Annotated in this window: 14 protein-coding genes and 1 pseudogene; 11 read left to right on the top strand and 4 right to left on the bottom strand. The window is 68.1% G+C overall.

All coding sequences use genetic code 11. From position 1 onward, the window contains the following. Nucleotides 1–166: 166 nt before the first annotated feature. From ACWPXK_RS26770 to ACWPXK_RS26745, 6 genes are all read left to right on the top strand, one after another. On the top strand, nucleotides 167–2,338 hold the full coding sequence (locus tag ACWPXK_RS26770; RefSeq protein ID WP_454199147.1) for a hypothetical protein: 2,172 nt from the start codon (nucleotides 167–169) through the stop codon (nucleotides 2,336–2,338). Next, nucleotides 2,335–2,832, top strand: coding sequence for a GtrA family protein (locus tag ACWPXK_RS26765; RefSeq protein ID WP_454198934.1), 498 nt, complete (start codon nucleotides 2,335–2,337; stop codon nucleotides 2,830–2,832). Before ACWPXK_RS26770 ends, ACWPXK_RS26765 begins: the two co-directional genes overlap by 4 nt. Nucleotides 2,833–3,007: 175 nt before the next feature. Then, nucleotides 3,008–5,263, top strand: a complete 2,256-nt coding sequence (locus tag ACWPXK_RS26760; protein ID WP_454198933.1) for a hypothetical protein — start codon at nucleotides 3,008–3,010, stop codon at nucleotides 5,261–5,263. Next, nucleotides 5,260–5,820: a GtrA family protein gene (locus ACWPXK_RS26755; RefSeq protein WP_454198932.1), complete on the top strand. Its 561-nt coding sequence runs from the start codon at nucleotides 5,260–5,262 to the stop codon at nucleotides 5,818–5,820. The genes ACWPXK_RS26760 and ACWPXK_RS26755 overlap by 4 nt, the downstream gene beginning before the upstream one ends. 10 nt (nucleotides 5,821–5,830) lie before the next feature. Next, on the top strand, nucleotides 5,831–6,064 hold the full coding sequence (locus tag ACWPXK_RS26750) for a Trm112 family protein (protein WP_454198931.1): 234 nt from the start codon (nucleotides 5,831–5,833) through the stop codon (nucleotides 6,062–6,064). A gap of 297 nt (nucleotides 6,065–6,361) precedes the next feature. Beyond that, nucleotides 6,362–6,805 carry a L,D-transpeptidase gene (locus ACWPXK_RS26745; protein WP_454198930.1) on the top strand — a complete coding sequence of 148 codons (444 nt, stop codon included), beginning with the start codon at nucleotides 6,362–6,364 and terminating at the stop codon, nucleotides 6,803–6,805. Nucleotides 6,806–6,827: 22 nt separating this feature from the next. Here ACWPXK_RS26745 and ACWPXK_RS26740 read toward each other — a convergent pair whose 3' ends face one another. From ACWPXK_RS26740 to ACWPXK_RS26725, 4 genes are all read right to left on the bottom strand, one after another. Then, the gene (locus tag ACWPXK_RS26740; protein ID WP_454198929.1) at nucleotides 6,828–7,472 is read right to left on the bottom strand and encodes a TetR/AcrR family transcriptional regulator; all 645 of its coding nucleotides are present in this window, start codon (nucleotides 7,470–7,472) and stop codon (nucleotides 6,828–6,830) included. Beyond that, nucleotides 7,469–8,263 carry an ABC transporter permease gene (locus ACWPXK_RS26735; RefSeq protein ID WP_454198928.1) on the bottom strand — a complete coding sequence of 265 codons (795 nt, stop codon included), beginning with the start codon at nucleotides 8,261–8,263 and terminating at the stop codon, nucleotides 7,469–7,471. The genes ACWPXK_RS26740 and ACWPXK_RS26735 overlap by 4 nt, the downstream gene beginning before the upstream one ends. Beyond that, nucleotides 8,260–8,991 (bottom strand): ABC transporter ATP-binding protein, encoded by a 732-nt coding sequence (locus ACWPXK_RS26730; protein WP_454198927.1) that lies wholly within the window; start codon nucleotides 8,989–8,991, stop codon nucleotides 8,260–8,262. Before ACWPXK_RS26730 ends, ACWPXK_RS26735 begins: the two co-directional genes overlap by 4 nt. An 89-nt stretch (nucleotides 8,992–9,080) precedes the next feature. Continuing rightward, nucleotides 9,081–10,604, bottom strand: a complete 1,524-nt coding sequence (locus ACWPXK_RS26725) for a multicopper oxidase family protein (RefSeq protein ID WP_454198926.1) — start codon at nucleotides 10,602–10,604, stop codon at nucleotides 9,081–9,083. Between the two features lie 284 nt (nucleotides 10,605–10,888). Between ACWPXK_RS26725 and ACWPXK_RS26720 the strand changes: the two are divergent. The 5 genes and pseudogenes from ACWPXK_RS26720 to tyrS all read left to right on the top strand — a co-directional run. Next, nucleotides 10,889–10,996, top strand: a pseudogene (locus tag ACWPXK_RS26720) (hypothetical protein); the annotation flags it as partial. Nucleotides 10,997–11,048: 52 nt separating this feature from the next. Beyond that, nucleotides 11,049–11,297, top strand: coding sequence for a hypothetical protein (locus ACWPXK_RS26715; protein ID WP_454199165.1), 249 nt, complete (start codon nucleotides 11,049–11,051; stop codon nucleotides 11,295–11,297). Between the two features lie 209 nt (nucleotides 11,298–11,506). Then, the gene (locus tag ACWPXK_RS26710; RefSeq protein WP_454198925.1) at nucleotides 11,507–12,130 is read left to right on the top strand and encodes a DNA-3-methyladenine glycosylase; all 624 of its coding nucleotides are present in this window, start codon (nucleotides 11,507–11,509) and stop codon (nucleotides 12,128–12,130) included. Nucleotides 12,131–12,237: 107 nt separating this feature from the next. Continuing rightward, complete coding sequence (locus ACWPXK_RS26705) at nucleotides 12,238–12,657, top strand: DoxX family protein (RefSeq protein ID WP_454198924.1); 420 nt, start codon at nucleotides 12,238–12,240, stop codon at nucleotides 12,655–12,657. 432 nt (nucleotides 12,658–13,089) lie between these two features. After that, nucleotides 13,090–14,379: a tyrosine--tRNA ligase gene (gene tyrS, locus ACWPXK_RS26700; RefSeq protein ID WP_454198923.1), complete on the top strand. Its 1,290-nt coding sequence runs from the start codon at nucleotides 13,090–13,092 to the stop codon at nucleotides 14,377–14,379. Nucleotides 14,380–14,838 lie beyond the last annotated feature (459 nt).

Below are 14,838 nucleotides of genomic sequence, written 5' to 3'. Positions count from 1 at the left end.
GCAGCTGATCATGCCCTCATCATGGTGGCGTCGCTCGACCGATGCCAAGCCGAGAGCGGCCCTGTAGGGTTTGGAACTCGTGACGGACAGTGCAGTGCTCGGCTCGCGGCAGGATGTCTATTCGCGGCGAGATGTCTACCGGTGGGGGGCCATCACCGCGCTCGGAGTGGTCGCGGGTTACGTCGCTGTCCTGCTCGCCAACGTCCGGCATTTCTTCACCGACGACACCGAATCCCAGTACACCTCGCTGTGGGTCGGTCTGGGCCGCGCGCTGCGCGAGGGCACCTTCCCGGTGATGGTGCCGGAGCAGTGGATGTCGGGCAACAACACGATGGACGACGCGGGCCTGTTCAATCCGCCGCAGCTGCTGATCGATCTGATCGCGCCCTCGGTGGACAACGTCGCCCTGTACGCCACCGTCGTGAAGCTGATCTTCTCGATCATCGCCGCGCTCGGCGTCTACCGGGTGTGCCTGGTCTACGGCGGGCGTCCGTCCTGGTCGGCGGCGGCGGGCATCGCGCTGCCGCTGTCGGGCTTCTTCCTGTTCTTCGACGAAGCCAGCTGGATGACCGCCCTCACCGGCACCGCGTGGCTGGTGCACGCGTGGGCGGCGTCGGTGCGATACACGCGCGGTATCGGCGGGCCGATCCCGGTTTTCGTCTATCTGTATCTGACCATCTCGACGCAGTACATTTTCCCTGCGGTCGAGGCGGTGCTGATGCTCTTGGCAGTGGCCGTCGGCGAGCGGGTGTACCAGCGCAAGTGGCAGCCCGTGCTGCGGCTGACCGTCGCGGCGGGCTGTGCCGGGCTCGCCGGTCTGCTGACCTTCCTGCCCTCCATGCTCTCGGCGAAGGTGACTTGGCGCGGCACCGCGCAGATCAACAACGACCAGTTCCTCACGGTGCCGTGGTCGGAGTCGCTGAACGCCAGCCTGCCCAGCTCGCTGCCCGCGTTCAGCTCGTGGTGGGGTTACGTGCAGCCGCTTCCGGTCACCTACATCGCCTGGTTCCTGATTCCGGCGCTGGCGTTCGTCGACTGGGGCCGCGCCCGGGAGGCGTGGCGGGAACTCAGCGCGGTGGCGATCTTCGCGATCATGATGCTGATGTGGACCGCGGGTCCCGGTTCGGTCGGGCCGCTGCGCTGGCCCGCTCGCGTGCTGCCGATGCTGGCCATCGGTCTGCTCGTGCTGGTGTGCGTGCTGCTCGGTCGCTACGGCACGGTGCGGGACGCGAAGAATCGGGGGATCGCGGCGGGCGTGCTGATCCTGGCGCTGTGGGTGCGGTCCTTCTCCGCCGACCCGCACGACTGGGTGTGGCACGTGGTCGCGGCGGTCGCGCTCGCCGCGCTGGTGGCCGCGGCGGTGTGGCTGGGGCGCACCAAGGGCGCCGCGGCGGCCTGCGCACTGACCATCCTCGCGATGTTCCCGATCGCCTACTTCCAGGTCAGCGCCGCGCAACCCACGCCGATGTCCTGGAACCTGCCGGCCAAGCGGTCGGAGGCGAAGGCGGCGTTCCCGGATTTCGCGGGCACCACCATCCAGCTGGGCGACCGTGGTCTGTTGCAACCGCAGGACAAGAGCGTCGACGGCGCCTACGGCTCGCTCGTCTTCGGCAACTATGCCCGAGGGGTCGAACTCACCTACGTCAACGGCTATACGCCGAGCGGGCACTTCTATTTCGGCGAGATGCTGTGCATGCGCTGGGACGGCAGCGTCTGCCCGGATGCCTACCGGCGGATGTTCGCGCCGGAATCGGCCACGGGGCGGCCGCTCGTCGACCTGATGAAGCTGGACCGGGTGGTGCTGCAACGCGCGCTGTTCCCGGACGCGCCGAATCAACCCGCGCCGGAGGGCTGGAAATGGGTCGACTACCCCGGTCATGAGCGCTACATCGCGGTGCTGGAACGAGTGGGCGGTCCGATCTCGACGACCAACGGCCGCGTCGCCGACGCCACGGGCGTGACCGCGACCTCGATCTCCGAAACCGATACCACCAGCAGGGTGCGGGTGTCGTCCGCCGACGGCGGCCGGATCGTATTCTCCCGGCTCGGCTGGCCGGGCTACCGGGTCACCGTGAACGGCCAGTCGCTTCCCATGACGACGGTCGCCAAATCGTTCGTCGCCGTCGAAGTTCCGGCGGGCACGCAGAACGCCGAGCTGGTGCTGACCTGGCGTCCGCCCGGCTGGAAGATCGGCATCGCCGCCGCGCTGGCGGGCATGCTCGGCATCGGCGTGCTGCAGTGGCTGCACGTACGCACGCGGCGGCGCGAGGCGCCGGAGCCGACCGATGATTCGACTCCCACCGAGCCGGACCGCGAGTTGGCGGACGTCGTTTCGTGAGGGCGAACGCACGCCCTGCCGCCACCGCGAACCCGAGCGCGGCGGCGGCCGATGGGCCTCCGGCGGGACTGCTGGTGCGCGTCGTGCGCAGGCAGGAGGTTGCCTTCGCCCTGGTCGGCGTGTGCAACACCCTGCTCGGTATCGGCCTCACCGTGGCGTGGCTGGCTGTGCTGGGTGACGCGTGGCCACCGGCCGTCTCGGTCGTGCTGGCCTATTGCATGGGCATCGTCGTCGCTTTCGTCCTGCATCGGACCCTGGTGTTCCGGGTACGTGGCCGGGTGCTGCGCGATTTCGCCGGGTTCGTCGTGGTGAATTCCGGCGGGTTGCTGATGAATACGGTGCTGCTCTCGCTGGCGGTCGCGGTACTGCATCTGCCGCGAATTCCGTCCGCGGTGGTGGTGATGGGCCTGGTCGCGGTCGCCAGCTTCTTCGGCCATCGCTACATCTCGTTCCGCCGTCGCCCCGAGGTCCGGTCCGCCGGCGCGACGGGGTAGGGCTGAGGAATCGTTCGGCGGCTGAGCCAGAGTCGTCGTGGAGTCCAATGCGCGGCATATGTCCGGTGCAGCGGGGCAACCAACGTCCCGGACCAAAGGGCAGCAGGCCATCGCGTCGCGTTCCCGGCACGGGCTGGCCGGGATAGCGCAGCGTTGCCTGTAGGGTCTGTGACTCGTGGCCGAACGTAGAACCTTCGCTTCGCGGGAAGTATTCACCTGGGGCATCGTCACCGCGCTCGGTGTGGTCGCGGGATACGCAGCGGTTCTCCTTGCGAACGTTCGCCATTTCTATACCGACGACACCGAGTCGCAGTACGCGCCGCTATGGGTGATGCTGGGTCGGTACCTGCGCGAGGGACGGTTTCCCGCGCTCGTTCCCGAGCATTGGATGGCGGGCAACTACACCATCGAAGAGGCGGGCCTGCTCAATCCGCCGCAACTGCTGATCGACCTGATCGCGCCTTCGGTGGACAATCTCGCCCTGTACGCCACCGTGGTGAAGTTGATCTTCGCGATCATCCTCGGGCTCGGCGTCTATCGGATCTGCCTGGCCTACGCGGCGAAGGCGCCCTGGGCGGCCGTCGCGGGCGTCGCCATCCCGTTCACCGGATGGCTGCTGTTCTTCGACGAATCCAGCTGGATGACCGCGTTCACCGGCACGGCCTGGCTGGCCCACGCGTGGGTTTCCGGCGTGCGTTACGCCCGCGGGAACAGCGGGCCGATCCCGACGTTCGTCTTCCTGTATCTGGCCATCTCGGTGCAGTACATCTTCCCCGCGGTCGAGGCCGGTCTGATGATCGGCGCCGTCGCGATCGGCGAACTCGTCCACCAGAAGGCGTGGCGGCCGTCGCTGCGCTTGCTCACGGTGGCAGCCTGCGCCGCACTGGCCGGTTCGGCGACCTATCTGCCGAGCATGCTGTCGGCGAAGGTGACCTGGCGCGGCACCGCACAGATCAACAACGACCAGTTCTTCACCGTGCCGTGGTCGGAGTCGCTGAACGCGAGCCTGCCCAGCACGTTGCCCGCGTTCAACTCCTGGTGGGGCTACGTGCAGCCGATGCCGATGGTCTACATCGCGTGGTTCCTGATCCCGGCGCTGGCCTTCGTGGACTGGCGCAAAGCGCTCGACGCGGCGCGCGAGCTGGTCGCGCCCGCCCTGTTCGCGGCGATGGCGCTGATGTGGACCGCGGGTCCCGGCGCGATCGGTCCGCTGCGCTGGCCCGCCCGCGTGCTGCCGATGGTCGCCCTGGGTCTGCTGGTGCTGGTGTGCGTGCTGCTGGGTCGTTTCGCGACGTTCGACGACTGGCGGCGGCGTGGTGTCGCGGCGGCGGCGCTCATCGGTCTGTTGTGGGCGCGATCGGTCTCCGCGGCTCCGCAGGAGGTGATCTGGCACGTCGTCGCGGCGCTGGGCATTGCCGCGCTCGGGGCGGCGGTGGTCCGGCTGGCCCGCGGTCGCGGCGTGGTCGCCGCGTGCGCGCTGGTGATCGTGTCGGTGTTCCCGATCGCCTATGTGCAGGTGTGGGCGGCTCAGCCGACGCCGATGGGCTGGAATCTGCCGGAGAACCGGTCGGAGATGAAGGCGGCGTTCCCCGATTTCCCCGGGACGACGCTGCAACTCGGCGACCGCATGCTCATCCCGCCGGACGATCGGAGCCTGCGTGGCGCCTACGGGTCGCTGGTGTTCGGCAATTACGCCAAGGACCTCGAGCTGACGTATGTCAGCGGATACACCCCGAACGGGCATTACTGGTTCGGCGAGACGCTGTGCATGCGCTGGGACACCAGCGTCTGCCCCGACGCCTACCGGCGCGCTTTCGCGACCGAACCGACCACTGGCAAAACCATCGTCGACCTGATGAAGATCGACCGGGTCGTGCTGCATCGCGCCCTGTACCCGGACGCGCGCGAGCAGCCCGCGCCATCGGGTTGGACATGGGCCGACTACCCGGGACACGAAAAGTACATCTCGGTGCTGGAACGCAGCGACGGCCTGATCTCTACCCAGAACGGCCGAATCGCGGCAGTCCAGGGCGGGACCGCGAGCTCGATCGCCGAATCGGATACCACCAGCCGGGTGCGAGTGAGTTCCCCGGATGGCGGACGGGTCGTGTTCGCCCGGCTCGGCTGGCCGGGCTACCGCGTGACGCTCGACGGTCGCGAAATCCCCGCCACACTCATGGCGAAAACATTTGTCGCCGTGGATATCCCGGCTGGCACGACGGGTGGTGAGCTGGTGCTGACCTGGCGGCCGCCCGGCTGGCAGCTCGGCGTGGCCGCGGCACTGCTGGGCATGGTCGGCGTCGGTGTCTTGGCATGGGCGTACCTGCGCGGCAAGCGGCGGACGGACCGTCCGGCCGACGCGACCGATGAGCCCTCGCTACCTGATTCGACTGCCACTCCGGAGTCCGATCTGGCGGACGCTGTCCGATGAGCGCGGGCGCAGCGGCGCGGGCGCGAATCATGCGGCGTCTCGACGCCACGAACGCGATGGCGCCTCTGGCCGCGTTCGCGACGAACGCCGGGCCCGGCGGGGATCCGGACCAGGGGCCCTTGTTGCGATTGGTGCGGCGCCAGGAGATCGCGTTCGCGTTCGTGGGCATGGTGAACACCGGGCTCGGCATGGCACTGACGGTGATGTGGCTGGTAGTGCTCGGCAACCGGGTACCCGCCGCCGTCGCACCCGCGGCGGCCTACGGCGTCAGCGTGGTCGTGGCGTTCGTCCTGCACCGGACCCTGGTATTCCGCGTGCGGGGTCGGCTGGTCCGGGACTTCGTCGCCTTCGTCGCGGTGAACTCCGGCGGACTGCTGATGAACATGGCGCTGCTCCAAATGGGGGTCTCGGTCCTGCATCTGCCGAGCATCCCGTCAGCGATCGGGGTAATGGCGCTGGTGGCTGTCGCGAGTTTCTTCGGGCACCGCCACATCTCGTTTCGCCGCGCGCCCGCATCCGCCACGGACGGTTCCCCATCCGATTCGGCCGGAAGGTAGGTTTCCAGTTATGTCTGAGCACACCACCCTGGATGCCACACTGCTGAGCCTGCTGGCCTGCCCGCAAGACAAAGGACCGCTGCGGCTGGTTCGTTCCGCCGACGGCAGCGCGCTGCTCTACAACTCGCGCCTGCGCCGGGCATACCCCGTCGAGAACGGCATTCCGGTCCTGCTCATCGACGAGGCCAGGGACGTCACCGACGCCGAGCACGAAGCGTTCACCGCGCCGCAGGCCGACATCTGATCCTGCGCACGTTCCGCTGAACCCCGCTCTGCCCGCTCCCAGGCGCGCGAGGTGGACACTCGGCAACGGATGAGTCACGTTCGTTTAGGACCGTTGACCCTCCGAAGCCGGGTCCGCCATGATCATTTACACCTCGCGAAGGTCCGCACGCTCCGGCGTCGGGCGCTCGAACCAGCCTGCTGAGCAACACAGGGGGCGTAAGGGGAGAGAGGTCGGGAACGTATGGGCAGCTTGCGTTTACGTAACTGGACAGCTCGATGTGCGATTGCCTGTGGTGTGGTGTCGGCGGGGTTGGTCGTGGCCGCGCCCGCATCGGCCGAACCGCTCTGGCCGGGTGGCCCGGACATTCCGGGTCTGCCCGCACTGATTCCGCCGCCACCGCCGCCACCGCCCGTGGCGCCCTGCTCCACCGCCGCCCGCGCGTGTATGCGGCTGTCGACCGACGAAGCCTGGCTGATGGACGCCGGCCGGGTGGTCTACGGTCCGACGCCGATTTCGCACGGAATGCCGGGATACGAGACGCCGGCCGGTGTCTTTCGCGTGTCGTTCAAGAAGGAGTTCCACTGGAGCACGATGCACAACGCTCCGATGCCGTACGCGGTCTTCTTCAACGGCGACATCGCCTTCCACGTCGGTCCGATCGAGAAGAAGTCGCACGGTTGCGTCCGGATGACGCATGAAGGCGCCAAAGCGTTCTACGAGTATCTGTGGCCCGGTGACATCGTCGAAGTCGTCGATTGACCGGCCGCGGTGATCGCCGAGGTCACCCGGACGCCAGTTCTTCTCCGATGTCCCCGGTCAGGTAGCGCTGCAGCGTTGGGCCCACCGCCGCGACCAGGTCGGGCGCGGGCATGGACGCGAGCGGTTCGACGCCGATGATCTTGCGACCCACCAGCACGCCGATCATCTGTGAGGCGACGAGTGCGACCCGCCTGTGTCCGTCGTCGTCCGGGGTGGCGATGCGCTTGCGGACACGTTCCAGCACGACTTCCAACAGGAACGTCCTGGCCAGGGCCGGATCGTCGCTTCCGGCCAGGATGCTGCGCACCGCCGCGACGATACCCGGTCCCGCTGGGGAGTCCCACACCGCGACGACGGCGCGAAGAATGGTCTCTCCCAACTGATTCAGCGGCGCCGACTCGATGATCCGCAGTGTTGCCTCCGGATCCACCGGCAGCTGCACCACCGCGGCGAAGAGCTCTTGTTTGGTGCCGAAGTAGTGGTGCACCAAGGCCGGATCGACTCCGGCGTCGGTGGCGACCGCGCGAATCGAGGTCTTGTCGAAGCCGACGTCGGCGAACCGCGCGCGGGCGGCCGCGAGGATGGCCTCGCGGGCACCCGACTGTCCCGGCCTGCGGCCGGTGCGGATGGGCCGCTCGGCGCCGCCGGAACCGTTGCCTGCCGTCACGCGGTCCGCCGTCGTAGCGTCGCCGCGCCCAGGATCAGGGCGACGATCGCGAATCCGGCGACGATGGCCAAGTCGCGCCACATCTGTCCGGTGACCTCCGGATGCGTCGAAACCTGTTGCAGCGCATCGACCGCGTAGCTCAACGGCATCACGTTGCTGATCACCTCCAGCCAGTCCGGCAGCTGGTCGCGGGGAACGAGCAAGCCGCACAAGAAGATCTGCGGCGCCACCACAACCGGCATGAACTGTACGGCCTGGAACTCCGTGCGCGCGAACGCGCTTGCCAGCAATCCCAGAGCCACCCCGCAGATCGCGTCGACCACCGCGATCAGCACGATCCAGCCCGGACTACCCGCCGCGTCGAGCCCGAGCAGACCGAAGGAGACCAGGCAGGCGACGGTGGCCTGACCGGCCGCGGCCAGCGAGAAGGCGGTGCCGTATCCGGCGAGCAGGTCGAGTTTCGACAGCGGTGTGGACAGTAATCGCTCCAGCGTGCCCGAGGTGCGTTCGCGCTGCATGGCGATCGCGGTGATCAGGAACATCACGATGAACGGCAGGATGCCGAGCATGCTGATGCCGACCCGGTCGAACAGCGCGACCGGGTTCATGGGGTTGGTCGGGGCGTCCTTGTAGATGAAGTACAGCAGCGCCATCAGTAGGGCCGGAACCACAAGGATCATGGCGACGGTGCGGTGGTCGTTGCGCAGCTGCCGCAGGATGCGGCCGGTGGTGGCGGCATAGGGGCGCAGTGTGGGCGTCCGCCGCGGCGCGGCTTCGAGGGTGGCGGTCATGCGTTCGGTCCCATCGTGATCAGGGTGAGGAAGGCGGTCTCCAGATTCTGTTCGCCGGTCCGTGCGCGCAGTTCGTCCGGACTGAGCTGGGCGAGCAGCCGCCCTTCGCGCATCAGCAGCAGCCGGTCGCAGTGCTCGGCCTCGTCCATGACGTGGCTGGACACCAGCAGTGTCGTCCCGTTCGCCGCCAATTCGCGGAACTGCTTCCAGAGCTCGACGCGCAGCACGGGGTCGAGCCCGACGGTCGGTTCGTCCAGCACCAGCAGATCGGGCTGGGCGACCAGCGAGCACGCGAGCGAGGCCCGGGTCAGCTGGCCGCCGGACAGCTCGTCGCCGCGCTGGTGGGCGTTCTCGGTGAGGCCGACCGCCGTGATCGCGTCGTCGACGTCGGCGCGATCACGGCCGTAGAGCGCGGCGAAGTACGCGACGTTGTCGCGGACGCTGATGTCGGAGTAGATGCTCGGCGCCTGGGTGACATAGCCGATGCGGTGGCGCAACGCCGCCGAGCCCGCCGGTATCCCCAGCGCGGAGATGTCCCCAGATTCGACGATCTGGGTGCCGACGACGCAGCGCATCAGCGTGGTCTTGCCGCAACCTGACGGGCCGAGTAGCCCGGTGATCGAGCCGCGCGGGATGGTCAGCGAGACATCGTGCAGTACTTCGCGGCCGCCGCGGCGGACCCGCAGGCCCCGGACTTCGACGGCGGGGGAAGAGGTGGATTGCGACACGGTCGCCTCAATTCATCGAGTGTTGAATTCACTGTGTGATGAATTTAGCGCGCAGGCGGCCGACCTGCAAGGGTGTCGCCGTGGAAAAGTCAGTGGCCGTGCTGGCGCGGCGGGGTCCCGGCGGTCTCGCCCGGGTTCACGACCACGAACTGGCCCATCATTCCGAGGTCCTCATGCCAGAGCAGGTGGCAGTGATACATGTAGGGCGAGTCCGGATCGGCCGGGCCGTCGAACCGCATGGCCAGCCGCACCGTGACGTTCGGCGGCAGGAAAACGGTGTCCTTGGCGCCGGTCAGCGCGGCGGGCGGTGGGCCGTCGTCGAGCGTGAGCACCCGGAATTGCACGTCGTGGATGTGGAAGTTGTGCGGCATACCGTCGTTGTTGCGCACCACCCACGTCTCGGCGGTGCCGCGGGTGACCGCGAAATCGATGCGGTCCATCGCCATCGGTGTGCCGTTGATCCCGGCGAGATTCAGGTCGAAACGCCGTTCCAGCGTCGAATCGGCGCCGTCCGGCGCGGTGGTGAGCGCCAGCGTCGCGGGGAGTTCCGGTGACGGCCGCAGCGTCTCGGCCGCGCGCAGTTCGAGGATGTCGAAGGTGTCGTCGCCGCCGGAGAACCGCTGGGTCCAGAAATCCAGTCCGGCATCGAGTTTGCCGCTGCGCAGCACCGTTCGCTCGCCGGGCCGCATCCGCACGACGATCTCACCGCGCTCGCCCGGCGACAATCGCAGCCGATCGAGGGTGATCGGCCGTTCCACGAGGCCGCCGTCGGTGGCGATGAGCGCGAACGGTCGCTGGTCGGAGAGTTCGAACGTATAGGTGCGCGCGGTCGAGGCGTTGAGCAGACGCAGGCGGACGAGTTCGTCGCCGACGTTCCGGTACGGCGTCAGCGTCCCGTTGACCATGGTCCGATCGCCGAGGAACCCGACATCACGGAATATCGCGTGGGCGGAATCGAACGCCGCGCCATTGAATTTCACATCCTGGACGATCACGGGCAGGTCGTCCACGCCGTAGGTCGCCGGAAGGGGCAAGGAGGTGGAGACGTCGTCGTCGAGCAGGAACATGCCCGCGAGACCACGCCGGACGTGGTCTTCGGTCGCGCCGTGCGGATGCGGGTGGTACCACAGGGTGGCCGCGGGTTGATCGACGCTCCAGTTCGGCGTCCAGTCGGCGCCCGGCGCCACCATTTGGTGCGGACCTCCGTCCATGGCCGCGGGCAAATGCATCCCGTGCCAGTGCACCGTCGAGGCCTCTGTCAGATTGTTGCGGACGGTGACCGCCACCTTCTCCCCGCGCCGTGCCCGCAGCGTGGGGCCGAGATAGTCGCCGTTGAATCCCCAGGTCTCCGTGCTGTGTCCGGGCAGGAATTCCTTTCGCCCCGAACGCATATCGAGCTCGAAGGTCCGGGTTCCGTCGGGGTCGATCCGCGACGGTGCCAGCGGAGGGATGGCGAGTTCGTCGCGGAATTCCGCACTGCCGACGGTGGATACGGTCGCCTCGAGGTACACCCAGATGAGGCCACCGGCGATCACGAGAGCCAGCGACATCACGACCGAGACGAGAACCAGGAGCAACCGCCGCCCTCTGCGCGGCCGGGAATCCGAAGACATGGCCTGACGGTAGAAATCGGCAGTGCCACTACACATCCGGGAGCGTCCCCATTTCCTCCCCGGCCTGCCCCTGATGCCCGCGCCGCAGCGGTCAGGGTGCGGAGCGGCCCACCTTGCTCGATATGTGACCCAAGACACAACTGTGGGCAGTCACGTCCTGGGCTGGTCATTTGTCCCATGGTCGTCACCATCCGCGAACCGGTCGCGGGTTTCGTGCTCCATCCGCCTTTCAACGGCGACCTCGTCCGCGCGCGGCATGGCCGCCCGCGCTCTAGGCTCCTGCCGTGACCGATCAGAGCGCGGAACTGTCCGCCGACGGCGGGCAGCTGCGGGCTTCGACACTCGAGCTGTTCTTCGATCTCGTCTTCGTCTTCACCATCACCCAGCTTTCGCACGTCTACACCCATCACCCGGGCTGGCAGGCGCTCGCCCAGGTGGCGCTGCTTGGCCGCCGCCCTCTCCGGCGGTGTCGCCCTGTACTTCCTCGGCCAGTTCTTCTTCCGCCGGACGCTGCGCCTGCCGCGCCCATGGGCCCGGCTCAGCGCGGCAGCCGCGGTCGCGGCGACCACACCGATCGGCGTCTACTGGGTGTCCTGGGCCCAGCTGGCCGCGATCGTCGTGGTCGGCTACGCGGCGGTGATCGCCGACGACCTGGTCACGCTGCGCTCAGGCCGGCACGGCACGTACTTCTGAGTGTGCGGCGCGGATCGAACTCGATCTCTGCTCCGTTCTGTCGCTGAGCTCACCGGGCGCGGCGCAGCGATACGGGCACATGCTCGGTGACCGAGAAATCGCAGCCGTCAGGTGCCAGGCAGGTCTCCAGCGGCACCACCGTGAGAACCCTGCGGTCCGGCGTTCGAGCGGCTGCGCGCCGGTCGCGCCCATCGAGGAGAATGGCGGTCGTGTCCGCTGAAGAACTCGCTGTCGAACCGCCCGCCGCCGCCCGTCGCCTGCTCGGGGCAACCATGAGTTCGGGGCCGGTCGCGGTACGGATCGTCGAGGTCGAGGCGTACGGGGGAGACCCAGCCGGGCCGTGGCCCGACCCGGCCTCGCACTCCGGGCGCGGGCGTACCAAGCGCAACGGCGTGATGTTCGGTCCCGCCGGAATGCTGTACGTGTACCTCAGCTATGGCATGCACACCTGCGTGAACGTGACGAGCGGACCGGACGGCACCGCCAGCGCCGTGCTGATCCGCTCCGGCGAAGTGATCGAGGGACTCGAGACGGTGCGATCCCGGCGTCCCGGCGCCCGTTCCGATCTCGATTTGGCCCGTGGCCCAGGCAATTTCGGTACCGCACTGGGAATCGCGTTGAGCGACTATGGAACCGCGCTGTTCGATCCGTCCTCCCCGATCCGGCTGGAGTTGAACGGCCAGGTCGATGCCACCGAGATCGCCAGCGGTCCCCGAGTGGGTGTGAGCACCGCGGCGGACGTGCCGTGGCGGTTCTGGCTCTCCGGCTCCCGCGCGGTGTCGGTCTACCGGCGCAGTCCGCGTGCGCCCCTGCCGACGACGAAGGTGGTATGACCACCAGGCGAAGGATTTTCGCCGCGGCGCGATGAATTCCCTCGCGGCGCGCCGTCCTGTCAGGCGAACGCGCTACCACTCGGCGCGACCGACCTGGAGGAAGAATCATGACCACCATCGCCGCTCCCACGGTCGCCGCCCGCCCCGGCAAAGCCCTCAACCGCACCCTGTGGACGCTGCAGATCCTGCTCGGTCTGTTCCTCATCATCGCGTCGGGGCTGCCGAAGGTGGTGGGCCAGTCCGGCGCGGTGCGGATCTTCGACGAGATCGGACTCGGCGATTGGTTCCGTTACCTCACCGGCGTCGTCGAGATCGCGGGCGGAATCGGCCTGCTGGTGCCCCGGATGAGCGGGCTCGCCGCGGCGGGACTTTCGGTCACCATGGTGCTCGCCGCGGCCACCCAGGCATTCATCCTGAACGCACCGGCCCTGGCGCCGTTCCCGCTGGTGCTGGCCGTGGTGTTCGCCTGGATCGCCTACCAGCGCCGCGACACCCTCGCCGCCCTGCGGGAAACGCTCACCCGCTGAGCGCCCACCGGTGACGACGGTCGGCGGACTCCGGTCCGGCGACCGTCCCGTCGTGTTAGCGGGGAGGTTCCCGTATCCGGTCCGTCGGCGCCACGACTCCAGCTGATGCGAACCGCTGGCGAGCCGACGTGACAACCGGACCCTCGGCAACCAGCAATGTCACGCGAGCGAGGGGACTGCGCGAGTGGCAGCAGTTACCCGCACCAGCTCTCCGGCGGGCAGCGGCAGCGGGTGCTGATCGCAGCCGTGCCGGTGTGCGTGCCGGGCTTGGTCATCGCCACCGATCAGCGCGCTCGACGCCGGCGGTCTCGTGCCGACTACTCGATCGCTGTGGAGCGGAGCATCCGGAAAATCGTTCGACCTGCGCCGCGTGGCGTGACGACACTGAGGCGCAGACCGGACCCGAGACCTCATGCGGAAAGATAGGACGGCGTGAGCGGCGACATCATCGACGAACTGACCTGGCGCGGGTTGATCGCGCAGTCCACCGACCTGGATGCCTTGCGCGCGGCGGTGGCCGCCGGGCCGCTGACCCTGTATGCCGGCTTCGATCCCACCGCCGCCAGCCTGCACGCGGGCCATCTGGTGCCGTTGCTCGCGCTGAAGCGGTTCCAGCGCGCGGGGCATCGCCCCATCGTGCTGGCCGGCGGCGCCACCGGTCTGATCGGCGACCCTCGCGACGTCGGCGAGCGGACCATGAACTCGACCGACACGGTGGCGGAGTGGGCCGGGCGGATCCGCTCCCAGCTGGAGCGCTTCGTGGACCTGGACGATTCGCCGACCGGCGCGGTGATCGTCGACAACATGGACTGGACCGGCCCGCTGACCGCCGTCGACTTCCTGCGTGACATCGGCAAGCACTTCTCGGTGAACGTCATGCTGGCCCGCGACACCATCAAGCGGCGCCTGGACGGTGAGGGTATTTCCTACACCGAGTTCAGCTACATGCTCCTGCAGGCCAACGACTACCTCCAGCTGCGCCGCAACTACGGCTGCACGCTGCAGGTGGGCGGCTCCGACCAGTGGGGCAACATCATCGCGGGCGTCGAACTCAACCGCCGCGTCGACGGCGCGTCCGTGCACGCGCTGACCGTCCCGCTGGTGACTTCCGCCGACGGCAAGAAGTTCGGCAAGTCCACCGGCGGCGGCAGCCTGTGGCTCGACCCGGAGATGACCAGTCCCTACGCCTGGTACCAGTACTTCGTGAACACGGCCGACGCCGACGTGGTGCGCTACCTGCGCTGGTTCACCTTCCTGTCCCGGGAGGAACTCGACGAGCTGGAGCAGGCGACCGCCGAGCGCCCGCACGCCAGGGAGGCGCAGCGCAGGCTGGCCGCGGAGATGACGACCCTGGTGCACGGCGAGGCGAACACCCGCGCGGTACAGCTGGCCAGTCAGGCGCTGTTCGGTCGCGGCGAACTGCGCGACCTCGATGACGCCACCCTCGGTGCCGCGCTGCGCGAGGCCGCGATCGACGGCGAGGTCGCGCGCCTGGAGCCCGGCGAGCAGGCCACCATCGTGGATCTGCTCGTCGCGACCGGTCTGTGCGAGAGCCGGGGCGCCGCGCGGCGCGCGGTGAACGAAGGCGGGGCTTCGGTGAACAACACCAAGATCTCCGACCTCGAGTGGACTCCCGCCGACGCCGACTACCTGCACGGGCGATGGCTCGTGCTGCGGCGCGGCAAGAAGAACCTCGGCGGGGTCTTGCGGGCAGGTGCATGAAGATGGCGGTGGCTTGAATCACATCGGTGTGATTCAAGCTCCCGCCCGCCTCAGGCGCGTGCCTCTGACCTGCGTAAACACCTCGTTGTTCAGGCGATTTGACGTAGCGTTATCCGCCGCGTAACTTATTCCAGGTCAGAGCGACACGGACACCGACCCGGAGCCGGGAAGCAAGGCGCGAGCCGAGCGGACGGACCGGGAAACGAGGTCGTACGAGGAGCGCCTGACACACCAGCACAACCGGATAGGCCGGTCGGACTTGATTTCGCTCGGTTCCTTGGTTAGACTGGGAAAGTTGCCCCAGAGAAGGTTCGGCTAGTCCGGATCGGACCTGTGTGCGTGTGTTCTTTGAGAACTCAATAGTGTGTCGATGAATGTCAGTGCCAATTATTTTTGGTTCCGGCTCTTCACCCCCCGTGTGGAGGGTCGGGTATTTAAGTCAGCTATTTTTCCGGCTGG

This window comes from Nocardia sp. Marseille-Q1738, assembly GCF_965283145.1.
Note: the sequence above shows the minus strand (reverse complement) of the source record. Positions and strands in the feature narration are given on the sequence as shown.

Bases quoted from the DNA above. Each gene is read 5' to 3' on its own strand.
- ACWPXK_RS26755 (WP_454198932.1), top strand. From the start codon at position 5,260: ATGAGCGCGGGCGCAGCGGCGCGGGCGCGAATCATGCGGCGTCTCGAC.
- ACWPXK_RS26750 (WP_454198931.1), top strand. From the start codon at position 5,831: ATGTCTGAGCACACCACCCTGGATGCCACACTGCTGAGCCTGCTGGCC.
- ACWPXK_RS26735 (WP_454198928.1), bottom strand. From the start codon at position 8,263: ATGACCGCCACCCTCGAAGCCGCGCCGCGGCGGACGCCCACACTGCGC.
- ACWPXK_RS26725 (WP_454198926.1), bottom strand. From the start codon at position 10,604: ATGTCTTCGGATTCCCGGCCGCGCAGAGGGCGGCGGTTGCTCCTGGTT.
- ACWPXK_RS26705 (WP_454198924.1), top strand. From the start codon at position 12,238: ATGACCACCATCGCCGCTCCCACGGTCGCCGCCCGCCCCGGCAAAGCC.